Origin of the sequence: Amycolatopsis sp. CA-230715, from assembly GCF_018736145.1 — a bacterium.
Lineage (GTDB): Bacteria > Actinomycetota > Actinomycetes > Mycobacteriales > Pseudonocardiaceae > Amycolatopsis.
Genome location: NZ_CP059997.1, coordinates 2,218,537 through 2,243,058, shown reverse-complemented (window position 1 = coordinate 2,243,058; position 24,522 = coordinate 2,218,537). Strand labels below are relative to the sequence as shown.

Genomic DNA, 24,522 nt, shown 5'->3' with positions numbered 1-24,522 from the left:
TGGGCGACCTGCGGAATTGTCGCTTACGCTTCGCGACGGCGGGTGTCCTTCGAGTGAGCGGAGCGAGCAGTGGCTGAAGGGTCTCCGGCGGCGGAAATCGCGGCCGGTTATGTCAGTGAAGGTGCGGCGGTCGAGCTGGGTGCCGTGGTGGTCGACGGGGTCGCGGACGCGGGTGCCGCGGTGCGCCTGCCGTTGGCGACGCTGAACCGGCACGGCCTGGTGGCGGGTGCGACGGGCACCGGGAAGACGAAGACGCTGCAGCTGATCTCGGAGCAGCTGTCGGCGGCGGGTGTGCCGGTGGTGCTCGCCGACGTGAAGGGCGACCTTTCGGGGCTGGCGGCCGCGGGGGAGCCGGGCGACAAGCTGGCGAAGCGCGCCGAAGAGCTGGGGGACGACTGGCAGCCGTCGGCTTTCCCGGCGCAGTTCCTGTCCCTCGGCACCGGCGGCAAGGGCGTGCCGATCAGGGCGACGATCACGAGTTTCGGGCCGGTGCTGCTGTCGAAGGTGCTGGGGCTGAACGAAACGCAGGAGTCGACGCTCGGCCTGATCTTCCACTGGGCCGACCAGCGCGGGCTGGCCCTGCTGGACACCAAGGACCTCCGCTCGGTCATCACCCACCTGACCAGCGACGAGGGCAAGGCGGACCTGAAGGGGATCGGCGGCGTGTCGGCGGCGACCGCGGGCGTCATCCTCCGCGCGCTGTCCAATTTGGAGGCTCAGGGCGGCGAGGACTTCTTCGGCGAGCCGGAACTCGACGTCGCGGACCTGATGCGCGAGGTCGACGGCAAGGGCGTGGTCAGCTTGCTGGAGCTGGACAACCTGCAGTCGAAGCCCGCGTTGTTCTCGACGTTCCTGATGTGGTTGCTGGCGGAGCTGTTCGAGGAACTGCCGGAGGCGGGCGATCTCGACAAGCCGAAGCTGGTGTTCTTCTTCGACGAGGCGCACCTGTTGTTCAGCGAGGCTTCGAAGGCGTTCCTGGAGCGGATCGAGCAGACGGTGAAGCTGATCCGCTCGAAGGGCGTCGGGGTGTTCTTCTGCACGCAGCTGCCGACCGACGTGCCGAACAGCGTGCTTTCCCAACTCGGCGCGCGCGTGCAGCACGCGATCCGCGCGTTCACGCCGGAGGACCAGAAGGCGCTGACGAAAACCGTCAAGACCTACCCGACGACGAAGCACTACAAACTGGACGAAGCGCTGACGTCGCTCGGGATCGGTGAGGCGATCGTGACGGTGCTTTCGGAGCGGGGCGCGCCGACACCGGTGGCGTGGACGAGGCTGCGCGCGCCGCGTTCGAAAATGGGGTCGATCGGGGACGACGCCGTGGTCTCTTCGGCGAAGTCGTCGGATCTGAACGCGAAGTACGCCGAGACGATCGACCGCGAGTCCGCCTACGAAAAGCTGGCGGCGAAGGTGAACGCGAGCGAGGCGCCGCAACCGGAAGAAGCGCCCGCGGCGCAGCCGAAGCAGGAGGCCGAGGGGCCGGGGTTCATCGAGCAGGCGATGAAGAACCCGGCGTTGAAGTCCTTCATGCGGTCGGCCGCGAGCGCGCTGGGCAGGGAGGTCACGAGGGGGCTGTTCGGCAACCGGCGAAGGTGATCGCGGGCGCCGGGCTCAGCCGGTGATCCGGTCGGCGATCGCCTTCGCGTCGTTGACGGGGATCGCGAAACCGATGCCGATGTTGCCCGCGTCCTCGCTCTGCTCGGGGTTGTACAGCGCCGAGTTGATACCGATGACCTGGCCCGCGGTGTCGACGAGTGCGCCGCCGGAGTTGCCGTGGTTGATCGCGGCGTCGGTCTGGATCGCGGTGTAGCTCGGCGCCGCGCTCGACTCGTCGCTCGTTTGCCGCGCTCGCGGATCGGTTCGCTGCTGGGCGAAATCCGACAGCCGGCGGTTCGTCGCGCTGACGATGCCTTCGGTGACGGTGTTCTGCAGCCCGCCGGGTGAGCCGATCGCGAGCACCTCCTGGCCGACCCGCACCGTGCTCGAGTCGCCGAGCTGCGCGGCGGTCAGCCCGCTCGCGCCCTGCGCCTGGAGCACCGCGATATCGGCCTTGGTGTCGGAGCCCAGCACGGTCGCCCGGTACTGCTTCCCGTCGGAGAGCGTCACCGTCACCGTCCCCTCGGCACCAGCGACGACATGGGCGTTCGTGATGATCCTGCCGTCGGAGCTGATGATCACCCCGGAACCGAGCAGCTCGCCCTGGCTGGTCCGCGTGGTGACCTGGACGACGCTCGGCAGCACCTTCGCCGCCGCGCTCGTGGCGTCGGTGCCCTGCGCCGCGGCGGGCTGCGCGCTGACGGTCGTCGCGGCGTTCGCGCTGGTGCCCAGCCCGGCGACGGCCGCGCCCGTGACGCCGCCGACGAGCGCGGCGGCGAGCGCGGCCGAGCCGACGATCAGTGCGAGCTTCTTCTTCGGCGGCGGGGTCGTGAAGAGCGGCGGAGTGGGCTGCTGGTATCCACCGGCGGGGCCCGGCCGGAAATCGTTCTCGGTCATGCCTCCACGGTCGTGCCCGCGTTTGTGAACAAGCTGTGGACAACCCCGCGAAAACGCTGAGAAGAATCTACTGAGAACCCGCCGAGAAGAACGACGGCACGTCGATGGCGCCGCCCGAAGCCTCGAACTCCGCGTGCACCGCGACCCGCAGTTCGGCGTCGGCGAGGTAGTCGGCGGCGGTGAGGCCGAGCCCCATCGCGCCGTCCACCACCGCGAGATCACCGTCGGCCGATCCCGCCGCGGCGGCGAACTCCTTGGTGTGCAAGGCGACCGTGTCCGCGGAGACCTTGATCATCGGGTGCATCGCGGGCATCCGGTAGGACAGGTTTCCCAGATCGGTGGATCCGGTGAGGAACTCCGGCACGATCCCGGGCGGCAGCGCGGTCCGGCCCCGTGCGGCCTGGCTTTCCGCCCAGCGCGCGGCGAGCGCGGTGTTGAACCGGATCGGCAGGTACGCGGGCAGCCCGTCCCAGGTCAGTTCGACACCGCAGCCGGTCATCGCGGCCGCGCCCTCGGCGATCCTGGTCATCCGGTCGGCGAGGTCGCGCAACGTGTCCGGATGTGCCGAGCGGACGTAGAACAGCAACGCCGCGCGCTCCGGGATGACGTTCGGCCTGGCCCCGCCGTCGGTGAACACGCCGTGCACGCGATCGCTGGAGGGCAGTTGCTGCCGGAGCGCGGCGACGCCTTGGTAGGCGGCGACGGCCGCGTCGAGGGCGTTGCGGCCCATGAACGGCTGGGCCGCCGCGTGCGCGCCGACGCCGTGGAAGACCATTTCGAGCTGGCGCCGCCCGAGGAACGGGTGCATCGCGACGTCGTGGCTGAACGGGTGGAGCATGAGCACCACGTCGACGTCGTCGAAAACGCCCGCCCGCGCGAGGGTTTCCTTGCCACCGCCGCCTTCCTCGGCGGGGGTGCCGATCAGCGAGACCCGGCCGCCGAGGCGTTCGGCGACCGCGGCCGCGCCGAGGAAACCACCCGCGGCGGTGGTGCAGATGATGTTGTGTCCGCAGCCGTGCCCGATCCCCGGCAGCGCGTCGTACTCGGCGAGGATCCCGACGTGCGGGCCGCCGGTGCCCGGGGTGCTCGCGAGCAGCGCGGTGCCGAGACCGCCGACGCCGATTTCCGCCTGGTGCCCGTGCGCGCGCAGCAGCTCCGCCAGCGCGGCCACCGAACGGTGCTCGGAAAACCCTTCCTCGGGATGCGCGTGCAGGTCGCGGCTGAGCGCGACGAGCGCCTCCGCGCAGTCGTCGACGGTGGCGGAGACCCGCTGGGCCGTCTCGGCGTCCGCCCCGGTGTGCGGCGAGGTGAGCGGTTCGGCCGCGGTGACCGCGGCCGCCGTCGATTCGGTGAGCGCGCGGAGGTACGAGTCGTCCGGCGTGGTGGGTTCGGAGGTCACCGCCGCATCGTAGGCACCGGCACCGTCATTCGCGCAGTGCCTTCGGGAGCGGTGGCCACGCGATCGCGTCGTCGGCGGCGAGGCGGCGGGCCAGATCCGCCCACCCGCTGGGCCGCACGGTGTCCGCGCGCGCGTCCGGGTCGAGCCCGGCGGCCCGCAACACGCGGTTCGGGTTCCGGTACGGCAGCACCCGTCCCGCCGACTGGCGCAGCGGTGCGGACTGTGCCCGGTACGCCGCGTCGAGGAGTGTCCACAGTGCACGGTCGAACCGCTTGCCGCCGGGCGCGGTGCGTTCGATCACGAGGTGCGCGGAGTCGACGCGAGGTGCCGGGGAGAAACACGCGGCGGGCACCCGTTTCCGCAGCCGGATGGTGAACCGCGCCGACCACCACGCCAGTTCAGCGGTGCGCGGGACGGCCGCGCTGATCCGTTTCGCGAACCCCCATTCGACCACCAGCGCGGCCCGGTCGAGCGCGGTGCGGTGCGGGGTGAGCAGGCGCCGCAGCACGGTCGTGGAGATCGCGTACGGGATGCTCGCGATCACCGAAAAGCGTTGCGCGGGAAGGGGAAACGTGCGGATGTCCGCGGTGACTATGCGGAGCCGGGCGGTGTCGGCGGTCCTGGCGCGCAGGCCGCGGGCGAACTCGGGATCGCGTTCCACCGCGACCACCTCGGCGCCCGTCCTGGTCAACGGGACCGTGATGGCGCCGTGTCCCGCGCCCAGTTCGAGCACGAGATCGCCGTCGCCGACGGGACAGGAATCGATGAGCCCGTCGACGATGCGGCGGTCGGCGAGGAAGTGCACGCCGGACGGGTTGGGACGAGACCCTTTCGAGGGCATGAGGAAGCTCCACGTCATGAGGAGGAAAAGGGAAGGACTCATGACGCAGCGGCGCACATGCCGTGCGAAGGAACGCCTACCGGCGAAGAGGACCGGCGGCTACGCCGGTGCTAGCCCGGCGACGGGTGCGAGGTGGCCGCTGCGTTTAGGCGCGACCGGCGCGAAGCCGGGCGAACACCGTGCAGCGGAAGCACAAAGTTCCCATGCCGTGAAGCTAACAGCCGCGGCAAGCGGTTTTCCGGGTTTTGTCGGTGCCCCGCGCTAGCGTCGCCGAATCAGGAGTTCGCGAACAGCGAGGGGGAGCGTTTCCATGCACACCACCACCGTCACGCCCGGGATCGTGCGCACCGAGGTGCCGGTCGACGGGCCGTTCGACCTGTCCGCCTCCGTGCGGTTCCTCGAAGCGTTCACGCCCGCCGCGCGTGCGGACGCGGCCGACGAGGACGGCGCGCTGCGCCTGGCCTTCCCGGTGGAGGGCGGCTGGCGGCACGCGGGCGCGCTGGTCCGGCAGCGCGCACCGGGCACCGTCGAGATCGAAGTGCGCGCGCCGGACCCGGACGCCGCGCTCGCGCAGGTGCGGCGGATCCTTTCGGTCGACGTGCCCGGCACCGGGTTCGAGGCGATCGGCGCGCGCGACGAGGTGGTGGGGCCGCTCCAGCGCCGGTATCCGGGCCTGCGTCCGGTGCTGTTCCATTCGCCGTACGAGGCGGCCTGCTGGGCGGTGATCGGGCAGCGGCTGCGGATGACGCAGGCGGCGCAGGTCAAGCGGCGGATCGCGGAACGGTACGGCGAGCAGGTCGTCGTCGGCGGGCGGTCGCTGCCGTCGTTCCCGGCGCCGCGGGTGCTCGGCGAACTGCCGCAGGTGCTCGGGCTGCCCGCGATCAAGATCCGGCGGTTGCACGCGGTCGCGGCGGCGGCCGAGCGGGGCGAGCTGGAGCCGGGTGCGCTGCGCGAGCTGAGCGTGGCGGACGCGCTGGAGAGGTTGCGCGAACTACCGGGGATCGGGCCGTTCTCGGCGCAGCTGATCCTGGTGCGCGGCGCGGGGCATCCGGACGTGTTCCCGCGTGACGAGCGCAGGCTCGCCGACGAGATGCGTGTCCGGTACGGCCTCCCCGAGGCCACGGTCGACGAACTGGCCGGGATCGCGGAGTCCTGGCGGCCGTTCCGCAGCTGGGTGGGACTGCTGCTGCGGGTCGATCGCGAGCGGCGCACGGGGGAGATCGGGGGTGCGTCGGGGAAGTGACGAAGGGACCGGAAGTACGTGGCCTGCTGGAAGGAGGGCGAGGCACAGGGCCAAACACGCAGTAGACCCGTCGTGTGGTGAGGTGGCGTGGTGGAGCTGCCGAACACCGATGGACTGTCCGGGCTGTTCACCGCGCAACCCGATCCGGCGGGGCCGGTACCGCTGATCACCGGCGGCGTCGCGCTGCTGCTCGTGCTGTCCGGCGCGCCGTGGCGGCTCGCGCGCAACGGGATCACCATCGTGCACGAGGCGGGGCACGCGCTGGTGGCGCTGCTGGCCGGGCGGCGGCTGCAGGGCATCCGGTTGCACTCGGACACCTCGGGGGTCACGGTCTCGCGGGGCAGGCCGAGCGGGCCGGGCATGGTGCTCACCTCGCTGGCGGGCTATCCGGCTCCCGCGCTGCTCGGGCTGGCGTTCGCCGGGCTGCTCTCGGCGAACCGGACCAGTGCGCTGCTGGTGATCGCCGCGGTGCTGCTGCTCGGCGTGCTGGTGATGATCCGCAACGCCTACGGGGTGCTGTCGGTGCTGGTCGCGGCCGGTCTGCTGGCCCTGATCGGACTGGTCGCGCCGCCCGGCCTGCAGTCCTGGCTGGTCTACCTGCTGACCTGGTTCTTCCTGTTCGGCGGTGTGCGGCCGGTGTTCGAACTGCAGGCCAAGCGCCGCCGGGGTGCCGCCCGCGATTCGGACGCCGATCAGCTCGCCAGGCTGACGGGCGTGCCCGCGCTGCTGTGGGTGACGATCCTGTTCCTGATCGTCCTCGGCTGCCTCGTGCTCGGAGGACTGCTGCTCGCCGAGCCCGCGGTCAAGTAGCTCCCGCGCGGTGCGGCACACTGGTGACCTGGTGTTCCGCGCTGACGAAGGGTGAGATCGTGGCCGACGAGGTGGCGAAGGCGGTCGAGGAGTGCGCTCGCGTGGCGAAGGCGGCCGCGCCATCGCTGGCGGCGGCGCCGGACGAGCGGATCGACGCCGCGCTGCTCGCCATGGCGAACAGGCTGCTCGACGGGCGCGCGGCGGTGCTCGAAGCGAACGACGCGGATGTCGCGAAGGCACGCGCCGAGGGGATGAGCGCCGGCTTGCTGGACCGGTTGACCATCACCGAGGAGCGCCTCACCGGCATGGCTGAGCAGCTACGGCTGCTCGCCGGCGCGCCGCACCAGGAGCGCACCGTTCCGGTGTCCACTTTGGACGGCGGGCTGCGGCTGGTCGAGCGGCGGCGCCCGGTCGGCGTGATCGGGGCCAACTACGAGGCGCGGCCCAACGTCACCGTGGACGTCGCCTCGCAGCTGGTGAAATCGCGCAACGGCGGCGTGCTGCGCACCGGTTCGGCGGCGCTCGGCTCCGCGCAGCGCCTGCTCGAGGTGGTGATCGCGCCCGCGCTCGCCGAGGCCGGGATCGAGCCGGGTGTGGTGCAACTCGTGCCGCGCGTCGAGCGCGAAGCCGCCGCGGCGCTGGTGAGCCTGCCCGAGCTGGTGCCGCTGGTGATCCTGCGCGGCAGCGGGGACAGCACGCGGTCGCTCGCGCTGGAGGCCGCGCGGCACGGGGTGCGCACGCTCGCCCACGCCGACGGCGGTGGCGTGCTCTACGTCGACAAGGACGCTGACGCCGAGAAGGTCCGCTCGCTGGTGTCGGCGAGCCTCGACCGGCTCGGCGTGTGCAACCGGCTCAACCTGCTGCTCGTGCACTCGGCCGTGCACGACACCCTGTGGCCGGTGATCTCCGAGGCACTCGACGGCCGTGACGTGACCCCGTCGGTGGCGCCGCACGAGCACCCCATCGGCTACGAATGGGCGCTGGACTCCGAGCGCGAGGCCACCGTCACCGTCGCGGTCGTCGACGGGCTGCCCGAGGCCGTCCGCATCGCGAACGACCAGACCTCCGGGCTGGCCGCCGGGATCGCGACCGAGGACGAGACCGCGGCCGAAGCCTTCCTCGACGGCTACACCGGCACCGGTGTCTTCTGGAACGCCCCGACCCGCCTGCTCGACGGCTTCAAACTGCTCGCCGTGCCGGAAACCGGGATCAACCTCGACCGCGTGCCTGGCCCGCGCGGCCCGGTCACCTACACCGATCTCTACGTCCGCCAGTACGCGGTGCTGCCAGGCAAGCGCTGACCCGCCTGCCGCGTGAGTCCATTGTGGACCTCCTTTGAGGTCTACAATGGACTCAGGTCAGCGGACGGTCGCGGTGTCGCCGAGTTCGGCGTGCAGGCCGGTGGGGAGTTCGGTGCGCCTGCTGACGTTGAGTTTGCGGTAGACCCTGGTGAGGTGTTGTTCGACGGTGCTCACGGTGATGTAGAGCTTGCCGGCGATTTCGAGGTTGGTGTGGCCGAGCGCGGCGAGGTTGGCGACTCGCCATTCGGCGTCGGTGAGGGCTTTGGCGCGGTCGGTGCGCGCGGGTTTGCGTGCCGCTTCGCGTGCGGGTTCTTCGGTGTGCTGCGGCATGAGGGTCTGGCACAGCGGTTCGGCCCGGCAGTCCTTGGCGACGTGCCATGCGCGTCGTGCCATGAGCCTGACCTGGCTCGGTTCGTTGAGTGCCTGGTATGCCGCGCTGAGTTCGGTGAGCACCCTGGCCAGTTCGAGACGGTCGCCGCAGGCCTGGAGTTCCTCTTCGGCTTCCCGCAGCAGTTTCGGGCGTTGCCGGAGATCGCTTGTCGTGGCCACCACGCGCAGAGAGATGCCGCGGGTGCGGGAGTGGCGGCGTCCGCAGCGCGCGAGTTGTTCGGTGGCCAGTTTTTCGGCGCGGGCGCGGTGCCCGAGGCGGAGGTAGGCTTCGGCGGCGGCTGAGCGCCAGGGGATGAGCGCGGGCAGGTCGAGGCGCCATTCGGCCATCAGTTCGCCGCAGGTGTGGAAATCGGCGAGTGCGGCGTAGAGGGCGTTGGTCGCGAGGTTGTACTGCCCTCGTGCGTAGAGGAAGTGCAGCCCGAACCTGCTGTCCAGCAACGAATCCGGCAGCGGCTGGTTGAGCAGGGTGCCCGCTTCGGCGTAGCGGCCCATCGCGGTCAGGGCCAGTACGAGGTTGCCGAGGGGGAGGCCGATCGCGGGGCCCCAGCTGGGTGCCGAGACGTGGTCGAAGGCGAGCTGGGCTTGGGTTTCGGCGAGTTTCATGTCGCCGCCGCGGAAGGCGATCTCGGCGCGCAGCGAGCACAGCATCGCTTCCCAGCCCGGTGCCCTGCGTTCGGCCGCTTCGTTTTGCAGCAGTTCGCACCACGGCGCGGCTTTGTCGACGCGGTCGGCGTAGATCAGGGTGAGCAGCGCGGTTTCGATCGGGGCGATGGTGTGGTCGCCGAGCCGGGTGCCCTGCAGGACCTGTTCGGCGCTGGTGACCGCGTCCTTGGTGGGGCCGGTGGTGAACACCGCGTGCAGGGCCGCGGTCGCCCTGCGGTTCGGGTCGGCGTTGATCACCGCCGGGACCGGGCGGGCGCTTTGCTGCGGGATGGCCGGGTTCGGCGGCGTGGTGCCGAGCACGGTCGGGTAGGACAGCGAGAGCCACTGCCGCGCGGTGCCGATCTCGGCGAGTGCCCTGGTGCCGGTGGCGTGCTCGTGCAGCAGCCCGCTGACTTCGGTCGCGTCTTCGGTGCGGCCGTGCCAGAGCAGGTGGCCCAGCAGTGCCGTGGCGGCGGTGGTGTCGAGGAGCCCGTCGCGCATGAGCGGGATGAGCTGCCCGAGCCTGCGTGCGCTGGCCGAGGGGTTGACCCGCCATTCGACGCCGGCGAGCGCGGTGAGGATGCTCGCGCGGGTGCGCTGGTCGGTGCACAGGCGGTGGGCGTGTTCGAGGTAGCGGGCGGCCAGTTCGGGCTGGTCGTCGAGCAGCGCCTGCTCGGTGGCGCGCTGCAGGACCGGAACGGCCCACGGGAGGCCGGTTTCCCCCGCCTTGACCACGTGTTCGGCGACGGTCGCGGCGGGAACCCCGTGGTGGTGCAGGAGCTCGGCGGCTTTGCGGTGCAGGGCGGCCCGTTCGGGGGCGCCGAGCCCGCCCAGCACCGCGGTGCGGGCCGCGGGGTGCCGGAACCGGGACGAGTCCAGCAGGCCCGCCTCGGTGAGCCGTTGCAGGCCGTGCCCGGCGAGGCGGGGTTCGACGCCGAGCAGTTCGCCGATCAGCTCGGCGGTGCCGGACTCGCCGAGCACCGCGACGCCGCGGGCGGCGTCCCTGGTCAGTTCGTCGCAGCGGTGCAGGCAGCTGAGGATCGCCTGGCCGAACGCCCTGCCGACGACCGGGCCGCGGCCGGCCCTGGTGCCCTGGCTCAGGTGTGCCGACGCCGCGTCCTCGAGCAGGGCCCTGATCAGCAGCGGGTTGCCGCCGGTGATGGTGTGGACGTCGTCGTCGAGTGCGTTCGCGGCCGCGGGGTCCTGCCGTTCGGCGAGTACCGCGCGCACCCCGTCCACGCTCAGCGGGCTGAGCCGGATGCGGTGCGAGTGGGTCTGGCGAAGCAGGCCAGCGTGGAAGAGCGGGTTGACGTCACGGGCTTGGTCGGTTTCCCCGAGCAGCAGCATGGCGGGCGCCCACCGCAAGCGCTTTACGAGCGCGAGAAGGCACTGTAACGAAGGAATGTCCACGTGCTGGATATCGTCCACCACGACCAGCAGCGGACCCCGCACGCTCTGTTCGAGGACAACGGAACAAAGCTCGTGCACGACTTGGGTCCGGACGTGCTGGACGTGTTCGGATTCGGGATCGCGGGCGGCCGCGGCGTCCCTTCCTTCGGCCAGCAACCGCTTTCCGTGTTCGGCCGCTTCGGCGGTGAGCGAGCCGCTGTTCACCAGCTGGCTGAACACCCCGAGCGGGGTGCACCGCTCAGCGGGAGAGCCGATCGCGGTCAGCAGGGTCGCCCCGTCCGCGACCGCGTGATCAGCGAATTCGTTGAGGAGTTCGGTCTTCCCGGATGCGATCGGTCCGCAGACCACCACGCTGCTACCCCTGCCGCGGGCCGCGTCCGCGGCGAGTGACTTCAGGATGGCAAATTCGTCAGCGCGTTCGGCCAAGGCCATTGCGACTTTCCTTCCCCCAAGAGAAATGAATGCACGCTAAAGACTTTGACTCCCCAGTCGTGACCACGCGGCAGTGCATCGTCACCGTTACTTTGTCACGAGACGGGAGCCTACAGGCGACCTGCGGGCAAGTCGACGCCGAAGCCGCCCGTGACCACGATGGCGAGGGCTCGCACGGTCCTTCAATAAGTTCACCGTCCCGGCGGATCGGATCCGTGCTGGGGGCGGCGCGGGGTACCGTTCCCCGGTACAACACTCGATCGGCTGCCCGTGCGGCTGCCCGTGCGGGCGCTGTCGCGGCGTCGCGGCCGTCGCGCCACGGCATCCGGCGTTCGGGTGACGAATATGAAAACGACGTTAAGATATTGCCGGATCCGCTACCGCGGGACCCCATTCGTTGCATCGAACCGGTCGGGAGTATTCGCGGGCGCGTCGAATTCCGGTGGCCGTTATGGTCTCGTCACGCTGTGGCAAGGTCGTCGGCGAAGCATTCTATGACCCCTTATCCCACCCCCTAGATAGGGGTTCTGTCGGCTAAGGGGTGCCTAACGAAGGATGCGGGCGAGCTCCGGCGATATCTGACTGTGACTTTCTCCATAGCATCGGACCCCCGCCGAGCTGGAGTTTTTTCATTTTCGTGAACGGTGTGCAGCGAGTCGGTGTCCGAAGTCCGGGAAACACCCCGACCGGGGGAGGGGCGGTGAGCGGGGTGGGGTTGCGGCGAGGCGGTCCGTACGGGGTGTCGCGCTCTAACGCTCGTGCCCGGTTCGAGGGCGGGGCACCGCGCATCGCGGACCGTTCCTGGTCGATCCTCGGTGCGGCACCGGCAAGAACGGCCCCGCCGGTGGCCGCGGACGGGTGCCTCGGAGCCTTCCCCGCCGCCGATCGCGGGCGGGGCCGGGGGTGTCGTGCCGGGGTGGGGCAGGTGGCCCGTGTTCTCATGCCAGGGAAGTGGCGCATTTTTCACAGGTGTGATCGCAGAATGGGCGGCGGAGAATAGTATGACCGTTCTTGTGCATTCGTGAGTGATCAAGAGTTATGTGGCCGTTATCTGGGCGCGCCGATCCGTGCTCGTTCAGGCGGGCCAGGGCAGCCAGACCGACAGCTCGAATTCGGCCGTGGTGCGCCGGAAGTCGAGGCGCCCGCCGGCCAGCTCGGCGCGTTCCCGCATGCCGACCAGGCCGAGCCCGGCACCGGGGATGTCCGACACCGGTTTCGCGGGCACGGTGTTGCGCACGTACCCGGACAGTCCCGTCCCCGGCGTTCCGCGCACCTCGACCAGCACCGGGCGGCCCGGCGCGTGCTTGCGCGCGTTCGTCAGCGCCCCCTGCAGGATCCGGTAGGCGTTGCGCCCGGTGGTGGTCGGCACCTCGGTCAGATCGTCGATCCGGTTGTCCAGTGTCACCAGCACCCCGGCCGCGCGGGACTCCTCGATCAGGCCGGGCAACTCGCCGAACGTCGGCTGCGGCGGCTCGGTGTGGTCGCCGCCCTCCTCGGTGCGCAGCACGGCGATGATGTCCCGCAGATCGCCGAGCACGTGGTGGGCGCTGTGGCGGATCACCGACGCCGCCTGCGCGAGCTCCTCGGGGGTGGCGTCCTTGCGGTACTCCATCGCGCCCGCGTGCAGGCTCAGCAAGGAGATCCGGTGGGCGAGCACGTCGTGCATCTCGCGCGCGATGCGTTCCCGCTCGAGGTGGCGGGCCTTCTCCTCCCGCAGCGGCGCGTCCGCCTCGGCCTGCCGCGCGCGCTCGCGCAGGGACAGCACGAGCTGGCGGCGGGCGCGGACCAGCATGCCGCACGCGACGAAGGCGGCCGAGGCGAGCAGCACTTGCGGGGTGTCGGGCAGCTCGCTGAGGTGCAGCCCGACGCGCAGGCCGAGCGCCGCGGTGTACAGCGCGCCGACGCCGAGCGCGACCCGTAGGTGGCGGTGCACCGCGACGGTGAACAGCACGAGCCCCTCGGCGAGCCCGGTCATCGACGAGAGGACGGTGGCGGGCAGCAACAGCACGGCGACGGTGACCGGCGCGCGGCGGCGGAACCACACCGCGAGGCAGGCGGCCGCGGACAGGCCCAGTTCGCCGTAGGTCAGGACCAGGTTCGACCGGTGCCAGGCGGCGGAGTCGAGCAGCGCGATCATCGTCGCCCAGCCGAGCGAGATCACCACGAAGACCGTGTCGACGACCCAGTCCCGCACCGAGCGCTGGATGCGGCCCGCTTCCTGGTGCGAGGTGTGCTCGTCGATCAGCGCGCCGGGGAGCAGCCAGGCGTACTCGCGGATGCTCGTACCCCCTGTCCTCTGCACCGCGTGCCCGCTCACCATGGCGACGCTAACAGCAGGCCACGACCGGCGACATCGACCAAAGTCGAAACCGCGCTAGCCGTTCGTCGTCGAATCGTGGCTGTCCGAGCACGGCGAAAACCGCCGGACTACGGGACCATAGGGGGCATGATCACCGTCGATCACCTCAGCAAGAGCTACCAGCGGAACGCTGCCGTGCGCGCGGTGTCGTTCACCTGCGGAAGCGGCACGGTCACCGGGCTGCTCGGCCCGAACGGGTCCGGGAAGTCCACCGTGCTCCGCCTGGTCTGCGGCCGGGTGGCGCCGTCGGCGGGCAGGGCCTTCGTCAACGGCGTCGACTACTCCGGGGTGCCGAACCTCGGCAGGCGGGTCGGCGCGCTGCTGGGGGACGAACCCCCATTCCACACATTCACCGCGCGCGCCGCGCTGACAATTTCGGCGAAGTTCATCGGGGTTCGCGAAGAACGGGTCGGCGAAATGCTCCGGCTGGCCGGTCTTCCGGCGCGGATCGAGGAAAGCCCGCTCGGCGAGTACTCGCCGGGGCACCGTCGTCGGTTCGACCTCGTGCGCGCGCTGCTCGGCGATCCGAACGTGCTCGTGCTCGACGAACCCGTCGCCGGTCTCGACGCCGACGGTGCCGCGTGGATGTGGGAGCGGATACGGGACTTCGCCGCCGGCGGGGGAACCGTGCTGCTGTCCTCGCGCTCGCCGCAGGAGGTCGAACCGGTCGTCGACCAGGTCGTCCTGCTGTCCGAGGGCGCGGTGGCCTGGCGCGGCGGCCGGGACGAGATGTTCCGCGGCGCGGGTGCGTTCGGGCGGATCCCCGCCGCCCGCCGCCCGGTCGGGCGGGCCGCGGGCGCGGCGGGCTGAGCCGGGCGGGCCGGGGCCGGGACACCGGTCGGCGACGTCCCCGATTAAGGGGGCGGTAGGGGTGTCCGCTCGCGAATGCGGTCAATAACATCGTTGGCTGCGGTGTTGTTTATCGAACGCATTCGCACGGTGGAAACCCCGCTGTCGATTCACGGTGGTTCACGCCGAAGGCCGACAGGAAGGACAATCCCGGTGTCCCCCAAGCTGTTCGCGACGGATTCGGTCCAGACCTTCCCCGACTTCGAGCGCCACGTGCTGAACCTGGCCGACGCGCTGCGCCAGCGGGGGATCAGCCTCGGCTCGCGCGTGCTGCTGAAGGCGGGGAACTCGGCGGGCTACCTCGGCACCCTGTTCGCGCTGATGCACCTCGGCGCGTCGACCGTGCTGGTGGACCACCAGGAGCACGCCGACGAGACCAGGCGGATCGCGCGCCAGGCCGGGGTCAAGGCCATCGTGGTCGACGACGACGCGCCGATCGGCGACGACGAGGCCCCGATCTTCATCTACGACCTGCACGTCGCCGCGGCTGGGCGCACCCCGTCGGAGCGGAAGCTCTCCTTCGAAGCGTGGTCCGAGCTCGACGACGCCCTGATCATGTGGTCCTCCGGTTCGACCGGGAAGCCGAAGGGCATCGTCAAGAACGGCGGCCGGTTCCTGCGCAACCTGCGGCGAAACGCCGACCACATGGGCCACCACGGCGGCGACGTGCTGCTCCCGCTGCTGCCGTTTTCGCACCAGTACGGGATTTCCATGGTGCTGATCGCGTGGCTCGCGCAGTGCTCGCTGGTCATCGCGCCGTACCGCCGGATCGACCGCGCGATCCGGATGGGCATCCAGTGCGGGGTGACCGTGCTGGACGCGACCCCGGCCACCTACCGCAGCCTGCACAACATCGTCGGGAAGCGGCCCGCGCTGCGCGACGAGCTCGGCGGGGTGCGGATGTTCTGCGCCGGTGCCGCCCCGCTCGACCCGGCGCTGTCCGACCGCTACGTCGAGACCTTCGGCCTGCCGCTGCTGGACAGCTACGGCAGCACCGAACTCGGCAACATCTCCTTCGCCACCGTCGACAACCCGGCGGGCTGCGGCAACGCGATGGCGGGGCTCGCGGTCAAGATCGTCGACGACGACGGCAACCAGATGCCCTCGGGCGAGCTGGGGGAGATCCTCGTCGACACCCCGGACATGATGGAGGGCTACCTCGGCGACGACGGCGCGCTCGTGCCGGTCGACCGCGGCTGGTACCGCACCAACGACTTCGGCCACCTCGACGAGCGGGGAAACCTCTTCGTCGCGGGCCGCAAGCTCGCCGTGCACCGCATGGGCTACACCCTCTACCCGGAGGTCATCGAGCGGAAGGTCGCCGCGGCCGGGTGCTCGGCGCGGATCGTCGCGCTGCCGGACGAGCGGCGCGGCAGTCAGCTCGTGTTCTTCGTGGAGGACGAGGAGCGCCGCGAAGCCCGCCACTGGCGCGAGCTGATCGCCGACGTGCTGCCCGCCTACGAGCAGCCGAACCGGGTCGAGGTGCTGGAAAGCTTCCCGCTCAACCGCAACGGCAAGCCGGACAAGAAAAGGCTCGAAAAGCTCGCGGTCGAATGAGGAGTCGTTCCCGGTCGCGCCTACTTAAGTAGGACCCCGCGATAATCGAACGGCTCTAGCCCCCGGCTTCTCCGTTCGGGCAGCGTGTGCGATGTCGTCCCGCCGCCGGTGCGTGCGGCGCGACGCCGCTACCATCGATGAGCGCGCGCTGACGCGCCGTCGCGATACGCGCACGACGAGGCCGGACAGGGATTCCAGTGAGTACGACCAGAACGCCGGGGGCGGGAACCGAGATGTCCGAAGTGGACGGCAAACCCGCGGAAGCGGCCGACGCCAAGCTCGAGGAGCTGGAGCTGGTGCCGCCGCGGCACCGGGTCGCCGAGCGCGCGAAGCGCTGGTGGGCCTGGCAGGCGGTGATCGTGGACGTGGTGCTGCTCGGCATGCTCGCCGGGGTGATGTTCGGCGTGTGGCCGCTGCTGCCGACGGCGCTGTCGGTCGCGATCGTGGCGGTGGGTGTGCTGTGGGCGCTGGCGTACCTGATCGTGATGCCGATCTGGCGCTACCGGGTGCACCGCTGGGAGACCACCGACGAGGCCGTGTATACCGCGTCCGGCTGGCTGTGGCAGGAGTGGCGGGTGGCGCCGCTTTCGCGCATCCAGACCGTGGACACCGAGCGCGGCCTGCTGCAGCAGTGGTTCAAGCTGTCGACCGTCACGGTCACCACCGCGTCCTCGGCGGGCACGATCAAGATCGAGGGCCTCGACCACGAGCTCGCGAAGGACCTGGTGCAGCACCTCACCTCGCGCACCCAGGCCACCCCGGGTGACGCGACATGACCGAGCCCGCCGCGGAGCCGCGCGAAGGCGAGGAATGGCTGCGGCTGAGCTGGCGCATGCTCGCGGTCAACCTGAAGTGGCTGCTCCCGCCTGCCTTTTCCGCCGCCGTGTACGCGATGTTCACCGGCGGCAGGCTGGACAAGGACGCGATCATCCGGCTCGGCGTGATCACCGGGATCTTCCTGCTGATCTCGCTCGCCGAGACGATCCAGCTCCTCACCACCCGGTTCCGGGTCACCGACGAGCGGTTCGAAGTGCGCACCGGGCTGTTCACCCGCAAGCAGCGGTCGATCCCGCGCGACCGGATCCGCCGGGTGGACGTCACGGCGAGCCCGATCCACCGGATCTTCCGCCTTTCCGTGCTGCGCATCGGAACCGGGCAGCAGGCCGTCGGCGGTGACGAGGAGATCAAGCTCGCCGCACTGGCCAAGGAGGACGCGGCGCGGCTGCGGGAGGGCCTGCTGATCCGGTCGCCGGTGGCGGGCCAGGAATCGCGCGACGGGCTGATCGCCGAGCTGAACTGGTCGTGGCTGCGGTACTCGCCGCTGACCATCTGGGGCGTGCTGGGGATCGCGATCATCGGCGGGGTCGGCATCCGCTCGCTCGACGTCTTCGGGATCAAGCCGAAGGACGTGTTCGACGCGGTCGGCCGGTTCATCGGCGACATCGCGCTGTGGAAGACGTTGCTGCTGCTCGGCGGCGGGCTCATCGTGCTCGGCATCCTCGGCTGCCTGGTGGCCTTCGCCGAGGAGTGGTGGAAGTACCGGTTCGAGCGGGACGAGGACGGCGCCTTCCGGGTGCAGCGGGGCCTGCTCACCACCCGGTCGCTGTCGCTGGACCGGCGGCGCCTGCGCGGCGTCGAACTGGTCGAACCGCTGCTGATGCGCATGGGCGGCGCGGCGCGGGTGCACCTGATCGCCACCGGGATGAACGCGGAGAACGGCACCAGCGGGGACCTGAAGACGGTGACGCCCGCGATCCCCCGCGCGGAGGCGCAGGAGGTCGCGGCCCAGATCGTCGACGAGCACCCGGCACCGACCACTTCGGAAAACCTGATCGCGCACCCGAAAGCGGCGCGGCGGCGCCGGTTCGTGCGCGCGAGCCTCGGCGTGGTGATCCCGCTGGGCGCGCTCGCGGTCGTCGGCGCGTTCGTGCTGCCGGAACTGGTGACCGCGGCGTGGATCTCCGCGCTGGTGTTGTGGCCGGTGGCGCTCGTGCTCGCCGCGGGCGCCTACCGGGCGCTCGGGCACGCGATCGCGGGCGACTACCTCATCACGCGGTACGGCGCGGTGGACCGGCGGACTGTGGCGTTGCAGCGCGAAGGGGTGATCGGCTGGAAGATCGAGCGGTCGCCGACCCAGCGCTTCGCCGGTCTGGCAACGCTTTCCGCGGTGACCGCGGCGGGGAACGGGCACGCCTACCTGATCAGGGACACCAGCACCGGTGAGGCGGTGCGGGTCGCGGACGAGGCCCTGCCGGGACTGCTCACGCCGTTCCTGCGGCGGCCGGAACGAGCGCGTGCCGAGGCCGAGCCGAAGGTGCGCGAGCCGGCGGGCCACGCGCGGGAATAGTCCTTTTCCTTCCACCACAATCGATTCGCGGCAGCCGTCGAAAGGCCCCGGCAGGACAGACGTCCCGCCGGGGTTTTTCGCGTCCGCGCCCGGCACGACGAAAGTCGGGCGGGCCTTCAGTCGCGGGAAACTTTGGTCACTTCCACTCGAATACCTTCAGCTCTATCCGGTACCGGCGAAAACCTGTTGACTGTGCATGAGCAGGCGGGAAGAGGATGAACCCCCCGCCTCGAGGCTGTCCCTCGCGGGACTCCTGATAACCGGTGAGCGGTCCCGTGTTCCCCCAGCGCGAGACCGCTCACCGGTGTGCTCGGCCCGTTTTCGTCCACTGTGGAGTTATATGTCCACAGTGGACTCGTCGCTCAGTCCGCCGGTCCGGCGGCCATGATGCCGTGCTCCAGCGTTTCCAGTACCGCGGTGAGCGCGTCGTACCGGTTCAGCTCGCCCAGCCTGATCGCCTCGATACCGGCGTAGACCAGCCAGTTCAGCGTGCGGTGCAACCAGGCCGCGCTCACCTTCGCGTTGAACAGGCCGGTGCGCTGCCCGTCTTCGAGCAGGCGCACGATCGGCTCGTCGGCCGCCTCGAACTGGGTCCAGTACTCCTCGCGCACCTGTGCCGCGCTCTGCTCGCTGAGCATGATCACCAGGCGCGGGCCCAGTTCGAAGTACGAGGCCACGATCCGCCGCAGGCCTTCGCGCGGGGTGTTCGTGTCGAGCCCGGCGTCGGCGACCGCCTGCCGCACCTCCTCGATGACCTGTTCGGCCAGCGCGTTGATGAGCTGGCCCCGGTCGGCGAAGTGCCGGTGCAGCGTGCTCCTGCCGACGCCCGCGGCCACCGCGATCTCCGCCATCGACGCGCCGGGGTGCTCGACGAGCACCGAGGTCGCGGCGTCGATGATCGCGGCGCGGGTGCGGCGCCGGAGGTTGGAATCGGAGCCGGCGCCGGAGCCGGTGCTGGAGGTGGGCGCGCTGGACATGAGGTCGAGTGTAGGCCACTTCCGGCCCGCGTCGGGACGTCTAGTCGCCGCGACGGGACTCAGAGTCGTCACTGTGGGACTCACTCGTATCGGGGTGGAACAAAGTGTCCCACGATGGTAGCGTGCGTCCCATCGAGCCCGTGAGCCTGTGGGGGACGACATGAGCGCAACGATTCCGGCCGAGCGCGTGGACGCCGACGGCGCCCCGCCCGGGAGCACCGGCGAGCCGCCCGCCGAGGGCGAGCAGAAGAAGTGGCAGAACCTCGGCACGTTGTGGACGTTCATCAAGCCGCACCGCTACACCGTGCTGCTCGGCATGGTGCTCGGCCTGCTGACCACGTCGATGACGCTGGCCACGCCGATGGTCGCCAGGTCGGTGCTCGACGGGCTGGCCACCTCCGAGCCGATCGGCGGCAGCGTGACGCTGCTGATCTCGCTGATGCTGCTGGGCGCGGTCACCGGGGTGTTCCAGTACACGCTGCTCGGCAAGCTCGCCGAGACCATCGTGCTGGCGACGCGGACCTCGATGATCCGCCAGCTCTTCCGGCTCACCATCGGCCAGTTCACCCGCCGCCCGACCGGTGAGCTGACCACCAGGGTCACCTCGGACACCGTGCTGCTGCGCGACGCGGCCTCCTCCAGCGCGGTCCAGCTGCTGAACGGGATCGTCGGCCTGGTCGGCGCGCTGGTGCTGATGGCGCTGCTGGACCCGGTCCTGCTGCTCGCCTGCTTCATCGCGCTGATCGCGGTCGGTGTCGTCATCGGGCTGCTGATGCCGAAGCTCGCCAAGGCGCAGCAGACCGCGCAGGAGTCCATCGGCAAGCTCGGCGGCAGGCTCGAGGTCGCGTTGCGCGCGATCCGGACGGTGAAGACCTCCCGCGCCGAGGACCGCGAGAGCGATCTGGTGATCGGGCACGCGCAGGACTCCGCCACGCACAACATCCGCGCGGTGCGAATCGGCGCGATCGCCAACACGGCCACCCAGACCGGGATCGACCTCGCGATCATCATCATCCTGGCGCTGGGCACCTACCGGGTCGGCATCGGCGCGATCAGCGTGCCCACCCTGATCGCCTTCCTGCTCTACGCCTTCCAGCTGCTCGAACCGCTGACCACGTTGACGCACACCATCACGCAGCTGCAGTCCGGCGTGGTCTCGGCGGCCCGCATCCGCGAGATCCAGGAACTCGAGGTCGAACGGCACGACGCGGGGGAGAAGGCGGCCCCGGCGACCACCACCAGCATCACCGGCAAGACCCCGGTGGTGTCGCTGCGCGAGGTCAGCGCCCGGTACCTGCCGAGCGGCCCGCCCGCGGTCGACGACGTCAGCATCGACATCCCGAGGATCGGGCACACCGCGATCGTCGGCCCGTCCGGCGCGGGCAAGACCACGATCTTCTCGCTGGTGCTCGGCTTCCTCCAGCCCGAGCGCGGGGAACTGCTGCTCGACGGGGTGCCCTACGACCAGTGGTCGCTGCACTCGCTGCGCGAACGGATCGTCTACGTCGAGCAGGACACCCCGCTGCTGCCGGGAACCCTGCGGGAAAACCTGCTCTACACCTATCCCGACGCCGACGAGGACGCCATCTGGCGCGCGCTGGAGGCGGTCCGGCTCGGCGAGCGGGCGCGGGACCTCGAAAACGGCCTGGACACCGAGCTGTCGGCCAGTTCGATGTCCGGTGGTGAGCGGCAGCGGATCGCGCTCGCCCGCGCGCTGGTCGGCGACCCGACCATCCTGCTGCTGGACGAGGCGACCGCGCAATTGGACGGGCTGACCGAATCCGCGGTGCAGGACGGCATCCGCCGGACCGCCGAGCGCGGCGCCGTGGTGACCATCGCGCACCGGCTGTCCACCGTGATCGACGCCGACTGCATCCTGGTGATGGAGAACGGCCGGTGCCGCGCCAGGGGCACCCACGCCGAACTGCTGCGCACCGACCAGCTCTACCGGGAACTCGTGTCCGCGCTGCGGATCTCCGACGGCAACGAGGTCAGCGCCGCCGGGTAGCCGTTCGTGCGGGCGGGAGACTCTTCCGCCCGCGCGAACCGTTGTGCGGCAAGGGAAACTAGCGCGTCGTGTGGCGGTCGCGCTGGGCAGGGACGAGGTCTTCGAGGATGTCGGCCGCGGCCTTCGCGCCGCCGGCCGCCTCGATCTCCGCGCGCATCGTGCGCAGGTTCTCCGCGATCCTGTCGTCGCCGCACACCTCGTCGACCGCGGTGCGGAGCGCGCCCGCGGTCACCTCGTCCGGCGGGAGGTGCCTGCCGAGCCCGAGCTGGGCGACCCGGTCGGCGTTGGCCGCCTGCTCCGGCATCTGGGGCACCGCGACGAGCGGCACGCCGAAACTGAGCGATTCCATGGTGCTGTTCATCCCGGCGTGGCTGACGAACGCGCTGGCGTGCTGGAGAACCTGGAGCTGCGGCACGGTTTCGTGCACTTCGACGCCGGGCGGGATCTCGCCGAGCTCGGCGATGTCGACGGTGCCGCCGACCGCGAGCACCACGTGCTTGCCGGAGCCGGCGAGCGCTTCGATGCAGGTGCGGAAGAACGGGACCCGGTCGTGGTAGGCGGTGCCGAGCGAGACCAGCACCACCTGGCGGTCCGCGGGCGGCCGCCATTCGCCTTGGAAGGCGCGATCGGACAGCGCGGGGCCGACGAACTCGTAGCGGTCGCCGAAGGTGTCCCCGCAGAACTGGAACGCCTTCGGCACGAAGACCAGATGCGCGGTGGCGTCCTTGCCTTCGAGCAGGTTCCCCAGGCTGAGGCGGTGTTTCGCGGCCAGCAGCGACAGCCTCAGCCCGAACGCCAGCACCGCGGTGCTGTCCAGGTCGACCTTGACGTACTCGTTGAGCGACCAGTGCTCGTTGCTGACCAGCGTCGGCCAGCTCACCGCGAACGGCACCCGCCAGCGCGCCGCGAGGAGCCGTCCCCACCAGCCCATCACCGAGTCGTAGACGACGAAGTCCGGTTCGTCGCCGCGGTAGGCCTTGAGCACCTGGGGCAGCACCGCCTTGCTTTCGCGCAGCGCCGAGCCCATCACCCTGCCCATGTCCTCGGAGGTGTAGGTGGGCAGGTCCTGCCCGGCCAGCGTCGAGCGGTACGGGACGAACTCGGCCCCGATCTCGGTGATCCGGTCGGCGTACTCGTCGATGGCGGCGTAGCTGACCCGGTGCCCCCTGGCGATCAGCTCCGCCGCGACCCCCAGGGTCGGATTGACGTGACCGGCCGCGGCCGGCATGCAGAATGCGATGTGGCTCATCGGCCACCTTTCGATAGTCAGACCGAAATCGCTGGTGCGCGCGGTTATCCCCTCGCCCGGCGTTCGGACCCAGCGGTCACGATCGAAGTTAACACGACCGCATCTCCGTTATCGACGGTGCGCAGTTCCGGTCGCGAAAGGACGGTGCGACTTTCGGACTACTACTTTGGAGCCGCCGGTGATCCGGAAACTCACATTTGTCTCGTTGGCGCTCGTCCGGCTGTGCACAACTTTTGGCGTTGTCACGGCGAATGCGGGCGAGTCCAGGACGCGGAGCGGGTTTTCGCGGCGCTACGACGTTGGTCTAGAACTGTTTCGCCGAACGACTATCGGCGGGGGTTCCCGATTGCTGGCGCATCGGCGGCTGACTACGGTTCGAGCATCGAATTCGCGGTGCCGGGATCGGTGGTCGGAGCAAATACCGGTCACGGGGTGAAGGGGAGGCTGGACAACGCATGGCTGCGGAAAACAAGGCGAACGGCTACGACGTCCTGATGGGACTGATCGCGACCGCGGGCGGCATGCTCGGGCTGCTGCCGCTCGGCCAGCGGATCTTCGGCGCGGAGCAGGGCGGCCTGTACGGGTACGTCACGCGGTCCCTCAACCTCGAACTGGAGGGCGTGTGGACCTACCTGGTGCCCGTCTTCGCGATGGTCGTGCTGTTCGGGCTGGTCCTCGTCATCGACAACATCAAGAAGAAGCGCGCCTGACCGGCCCCGGCTGGGGTGGGTAGGGGTTGTCCGCCCCGCCGCGGGCGTGGCTAGCTGGCGTGACCAGCTTTCGTCCACCAGCCGAACGTGATAGGGGAGTTCCTGGATGTCCTCGGGTGACGGGCCGATCCTGTTCGGCGCGGTCGGCGCGGCCGGTCAGCTGAACCCTATGCTGGTCGTGGCGGGCGAGCTGGTCCGCGCGGGCACGCGGGGGCTGCACTTCGCCTCCACCGACGAGCGCCGCGAAGAGATCGAGCGCCTCGGCGGCGGGATCCGGTTCGTGTCGATGGGAGAGGACGTCAACCCCTGGTACAAGGAATGGGACGACGAGACCTGCCACCTGGTCACCGGCGGCCACCCGCGCACGATCAAACCGGTGGTGGAGTTCTTCCGCCGCGACGCCGATCCCGAGGCGTACGAGGTGATGTACCGCCGCGCGGAGGAGGTCGTCGACCGGGTCCGGCCGAGCCTGATGGTGCTCGACCTGACCATGCGCTACCTGGTCGACGTCGCGATCCGGCGCGAGATCCCGTTCGTGCTCAGCTGTCCCGCGACGCCGAGCGCCGAACTCGACGGCGTGCTGCCGAAGGGATATCCGGCGCCGCTCACCGGGTTCGGGCGGCACCTGACCGGCTGGCGCCGCGCGGCGAACTCCGCGTTCCGGCTCCGGCTGGTGGCCGCGCTGGTCCGCAAGACCCCGCTGCTCGCGCTCGAACGCAAACGCGCCGAGCTGGCGAAGGAAGGCGGCGTGGAGAAGCTGCCGAAGGCGTGGGAGGCCGCGGTCGCGGTGCTCTCCTACACCGTTTTCGGGGTGGAGTACGAGTTTCCGCTTCCCGAGCACGTGCGGCTGGTGGGCACCGTGGTGCCCCCGCTGCCCCAGGCGCCGGACGCCGGTGGTGAGCTCGCCGAATGGCTCGACGCCGCCGAATCCGTGGTCTACGTCGGACTCGGCACGCACATGCGGCTGACCCGCGAGCAGATCGCCGTGCTGGTGTCCGCGTTCGCGGAGCTGGCGCCGGCGCATTCGGTGCTGTGGAAGCTTTCCCCGGCGCAGCAGGAACTGCTGCCCTCCGAGCTGCCGCCGAACCTGCGGGTCGAGACGTGGGTCCCGTCGCAGCTCGACATCCTCGCGCGCGACAACGTCAAGGTGTTCGTCAACCACGGCGGCGGCAACGGCGTCAACGAGGGCCTCTACTTCGGGAAACCGTTGCTGGTGGTGCCGTTCTGGATGGACTGCTTCGACTTCGCGGCGCGCGTGGCCGACAGCGGCGCCGGTCTGGTGCTCGACCGCACCGCGCGGTTCGGCCGCGACGACGTGACGAGCAAGCTCCGGCGCCTGCTCGTCGACCGCCGGTTCGCCGATCGCGCGGGTGAGCTGTCCGAACTGCTCCGCGCGGGCGGCGGGGCCAAGGCGGCAGCCGGGATCGTCCTCGCCAACCACGCGTCGCGCGAAGGCGATGTCCTTTATGGACATTCGTGATCAGTCGTGTTCCGCCGAACGAATC

Annotated in this window: 18 protein-coding genes; 11 read left to right on the top strand and 7 right to left on the bottom strand. The window is 70.5% G+C overall.

The window, feature by feature from the left end:
- Window positions 1–69: 69 nt before the first annotated feature.
- The gene (locus tag HUW46_RS10025; protein WP_215546996.1) at window positions 70–1,596 is read left to right on the top strand and encodes a helicase HerA-like domain-containing protein; all 1,527 of its coding nucleotides are present in this window, start codon (window positions 70–72) and stop codon (window positions 1,594–1,596) included.
- 15 nt (window positions 1,597–1,611) lie between these two features.
- Here the strand turns inward: HUW46_RS10025 and HUW46_RS10020 are convergent, their stop codons facing one another.
- From HUW46_RS10020 to HUW46_RS10010, 3 genes are all read right to left on the bottom strand, one after another.
- Entirely contained in the window at window positions 1,612–2,493 is an 882-nt protein-coding gene (locus HUW46_RS10020; protein ID WP_215546995.1) for a S1C family serine protease, read from the bottom strand.
- A 67-nt stretch (window positions 2,494–2,560) separates the two neighbouring features.
- Window positions 2,561–3,892 carry an amidohydrolase gene (locus tag HUW46_RS10015; protein WP_215546994.1) on the bottom strand — a complete coding sequence of 444 codons (1,332 nt, stop codon included), beginning with the start codon at window positions 3,890–3,892 and terminating at the stop codon, window positions 2,561–2,563.
- 25 nt (window positions 3,893–3,917) lie between these two features.
- Window positions 3,918–4,733, bottom strand: coding sequence for a ribosomal RNA small subunit methyltransferase A (locus HUW46_RS10010; RefSeq protein ID WP_254126015.1), 816 nt, complete (start codon window positions 4,731–4,733; stop codon window positions 3,918–3,920).
- 310 nt (window positions 4,734–5,043) lie between these two features.
- Between HUW46_RS10010 and HUW46_RS10005 the strand changes: the two genes are divergently transcribed.
- The 3 genes from HUW46_RS10005 to HUW46_RS09995 all read left to right on the top strand — a co-directional run bounded on the left by HUW46_RS10005 (window position 5,044) and on the right by HUW46_RS09995 (window position 8,087).
- On the top strand, window positions 5,044–5,976 hold the full coding sequence (locus HUW46_RS10005; protein ID WP_215546993.1) for a DNA-3-methyladenine glycosylase family protein: 933 nt from the start codon (window positions 5,044–5,046) through the stop codon (window positions 5,974–5,976).
- A 90-nt stretch (window positions 5,977–6,066) separates the two neighbouring features.
- Window positions 6,067–6,786: a M50 family metallopeptidase gene (locus HUW46_RS10000; protein WP_215546992.1), complete on the top strand. Its 720-nt coding sequence runs from the start codon at window positions 6,067–6,069 to the stop codon at window positions 6,784–6,786.
- Between the two features lie 59 nt (window positions 6,787–6,845).
- A complete protein-coding gene (locus tag HUW46_RS09995; RefSeq protein ID WP_215549777.1) occupies window positions 6,846–8,087 on the top strand; it encodes an aldehyde dehydrogenase family protein in 1,242 nt (413 codons plus the stop codon).
- A 57-nt stretch (window positions 8,088–8,144) separates the two neighbouring features.
- On the opposite strand, the gene HUW46_RS09990 is transcribed toward HUW46_RS09995, so the two are convergent.
- Together HUW46_RS09990 and HUW46_RS09985 are read right to left on the bottom strand one after the other, a co-directional pair.
- Window positions 8,145–10,961 (bottom strand): helix-turn-helix transcriptional regulator, encoded by a 2,817-nt coding sequence (locus HUW46_RS09990; RefSeq protein WP_215546991.1) that lies wholly within the window; start codon window positions 10,959–10,961, stop codon window positions 8,145–8,147.
- 1,075 nt (window positions 10,962–12,036) lie between these two features.
- Window positions 12,037–13,263, bottom strand: coding sequence for a sensor histidine kinase (locus HUW46_RS09985; RefSeq protein ID WP_215546990.1), 1,227 nt, complete (start codon window positions 13,261–13,263; stop codon window positions 12,037–12,039).
- A gap of 144 nt (window positions 13,264–13,407) precedes the next feature.
- On the opposite strand from HUW46_RS09985, the gene HUW46_RS09980 reads away from it, so the two are divergent.
- The 4 genes from HUW46_RS09980 (at window position 13,408) to HUW46_RS09965 (ending at window position 18,073) form a co-directional block, all read left to right on the top strand.
- Complete coding sequence (locus HUW46_RS09980) at window positions 13,408–14,130, top strand: ABC transporter ATP-binding protein (RefSeq protein WP_215546989.1); 723 nt, start codon at window positions 13,408–13,410, stop codon at window positions 14,128–14,130.
- 192 nt (window positions 14,131–14,322) lie between these two features.
- Window positions 14,323–15,726, top strand: a complete 1,404-nt coding sequence (locus tag HUW46_RS09975; RefSeq protein ID WP_215546988.1) for a class I adenylate-forming enzyme family protein — start codon at window positions 14,323–14,325, stop codon at window positions 15,724–15,726.
- Between the two features lie 233 nt (window positions 15,727–15,959).
- A complete protein-coding gene (locus HUW46_RS09970) occupies window positions 15,960–16,502 on the top strand; it encodes a PH domain-containing protein (RefSeq protein WP_215549776.1) in 543 nt (180 codons plus the stop codon).
- Window positions 16,499–18,073, top strand: a complete 1,575-nt coding sequence (locus HUW46_RS09965) for a PH domain-containing protein (RefSeq protein WP_215546987.1) — start codon at window positions 16,499–16,501, stop codon at window positions 18,071–18,073. Before HUW46_RS09970 ends, HUW46_RS09965 begins: the two co-directional genes overlap by 4 nt.
- A gap of 362 nt (window positions 18,074–18,435) precedes the next feature.
- Here HUW46_RS09965 and HUW46_RS09960 read toward each other — a convergent pair whose 3' ends face one another.
- On the bottom strand, window positions 18,436–19,050 hold the full coding sequence (locus tag HUW46_RS09960) for a TetR/AcrR family transcriptional regulator (RefSeq protein WP_215546986.1): 615 nt from the start codon (window positions 19,048–19,050) through the stop codon (window positions 18,436–18,438).
- 160 nt (window positions 19,051–19,210) lie between these two features.
- On the opposite strand from HUW46_RS09960, the gene HUW46_RS09955 reads away from it, so the two are divergent.
- A complete protein-coding gene (locus tag HUW46_RS09955; protein ID WP_215546985.1) occupies window positions 19,211–21,058 on the top strand; it encodes an ABC transporter ATP-binding protein in 1,848 nt (615 codons plus the stop codon).
- 58 nt (window positions 21,059–21,116) lie between these two features.
- On the opposite strand, the gene HUW46_RS09950 is transcribed toward HUW46_RS09955, so the two are convergent.
- The gene (locus HUW46_RS09950) at window positions 21,117–22,307 is read right to left on the bottom strand and encodes a macrolide family glycosyltransferase (RefSeq protein WP_215546984.1); all 1,191 of its coding nucleotides are present in this window, start codon (window positions 22,305–22,307) and stop codon (window positions 21,117–21,119) included.
- A 455-nt stretch (window positions 22,308–22,762) separates the two neighbouring features.
- Between HUW46_RS09950 and HUW46_RS09945 the strand changes: the two genes are divergently transcribed.
- A complete protein-coding gene (locus HUW46_RS09945) occupies window positions 22,763–23,017 on the top strand; it encodes a hypothetical protein (protein WP_215546983.1) in 255 nt (84 codons plus the stop codon).
- A gap of 106 nt (window positions 23,018–23,123) precedes the next feature.
- Window positions 23,124–24,497 (top strand): glycosyltransferase, encoded by a 1,374-nt coding sequence (locus HUW46_RS09940; protein WP_215546982.1) that lies wholly within the window; start codon window positions 23,124–23,126, stop codon window positions 24,495–24,497.
- The last annotated feature ends 25 nt before the right edge of the window (window positions 24,498–24,522 follow it).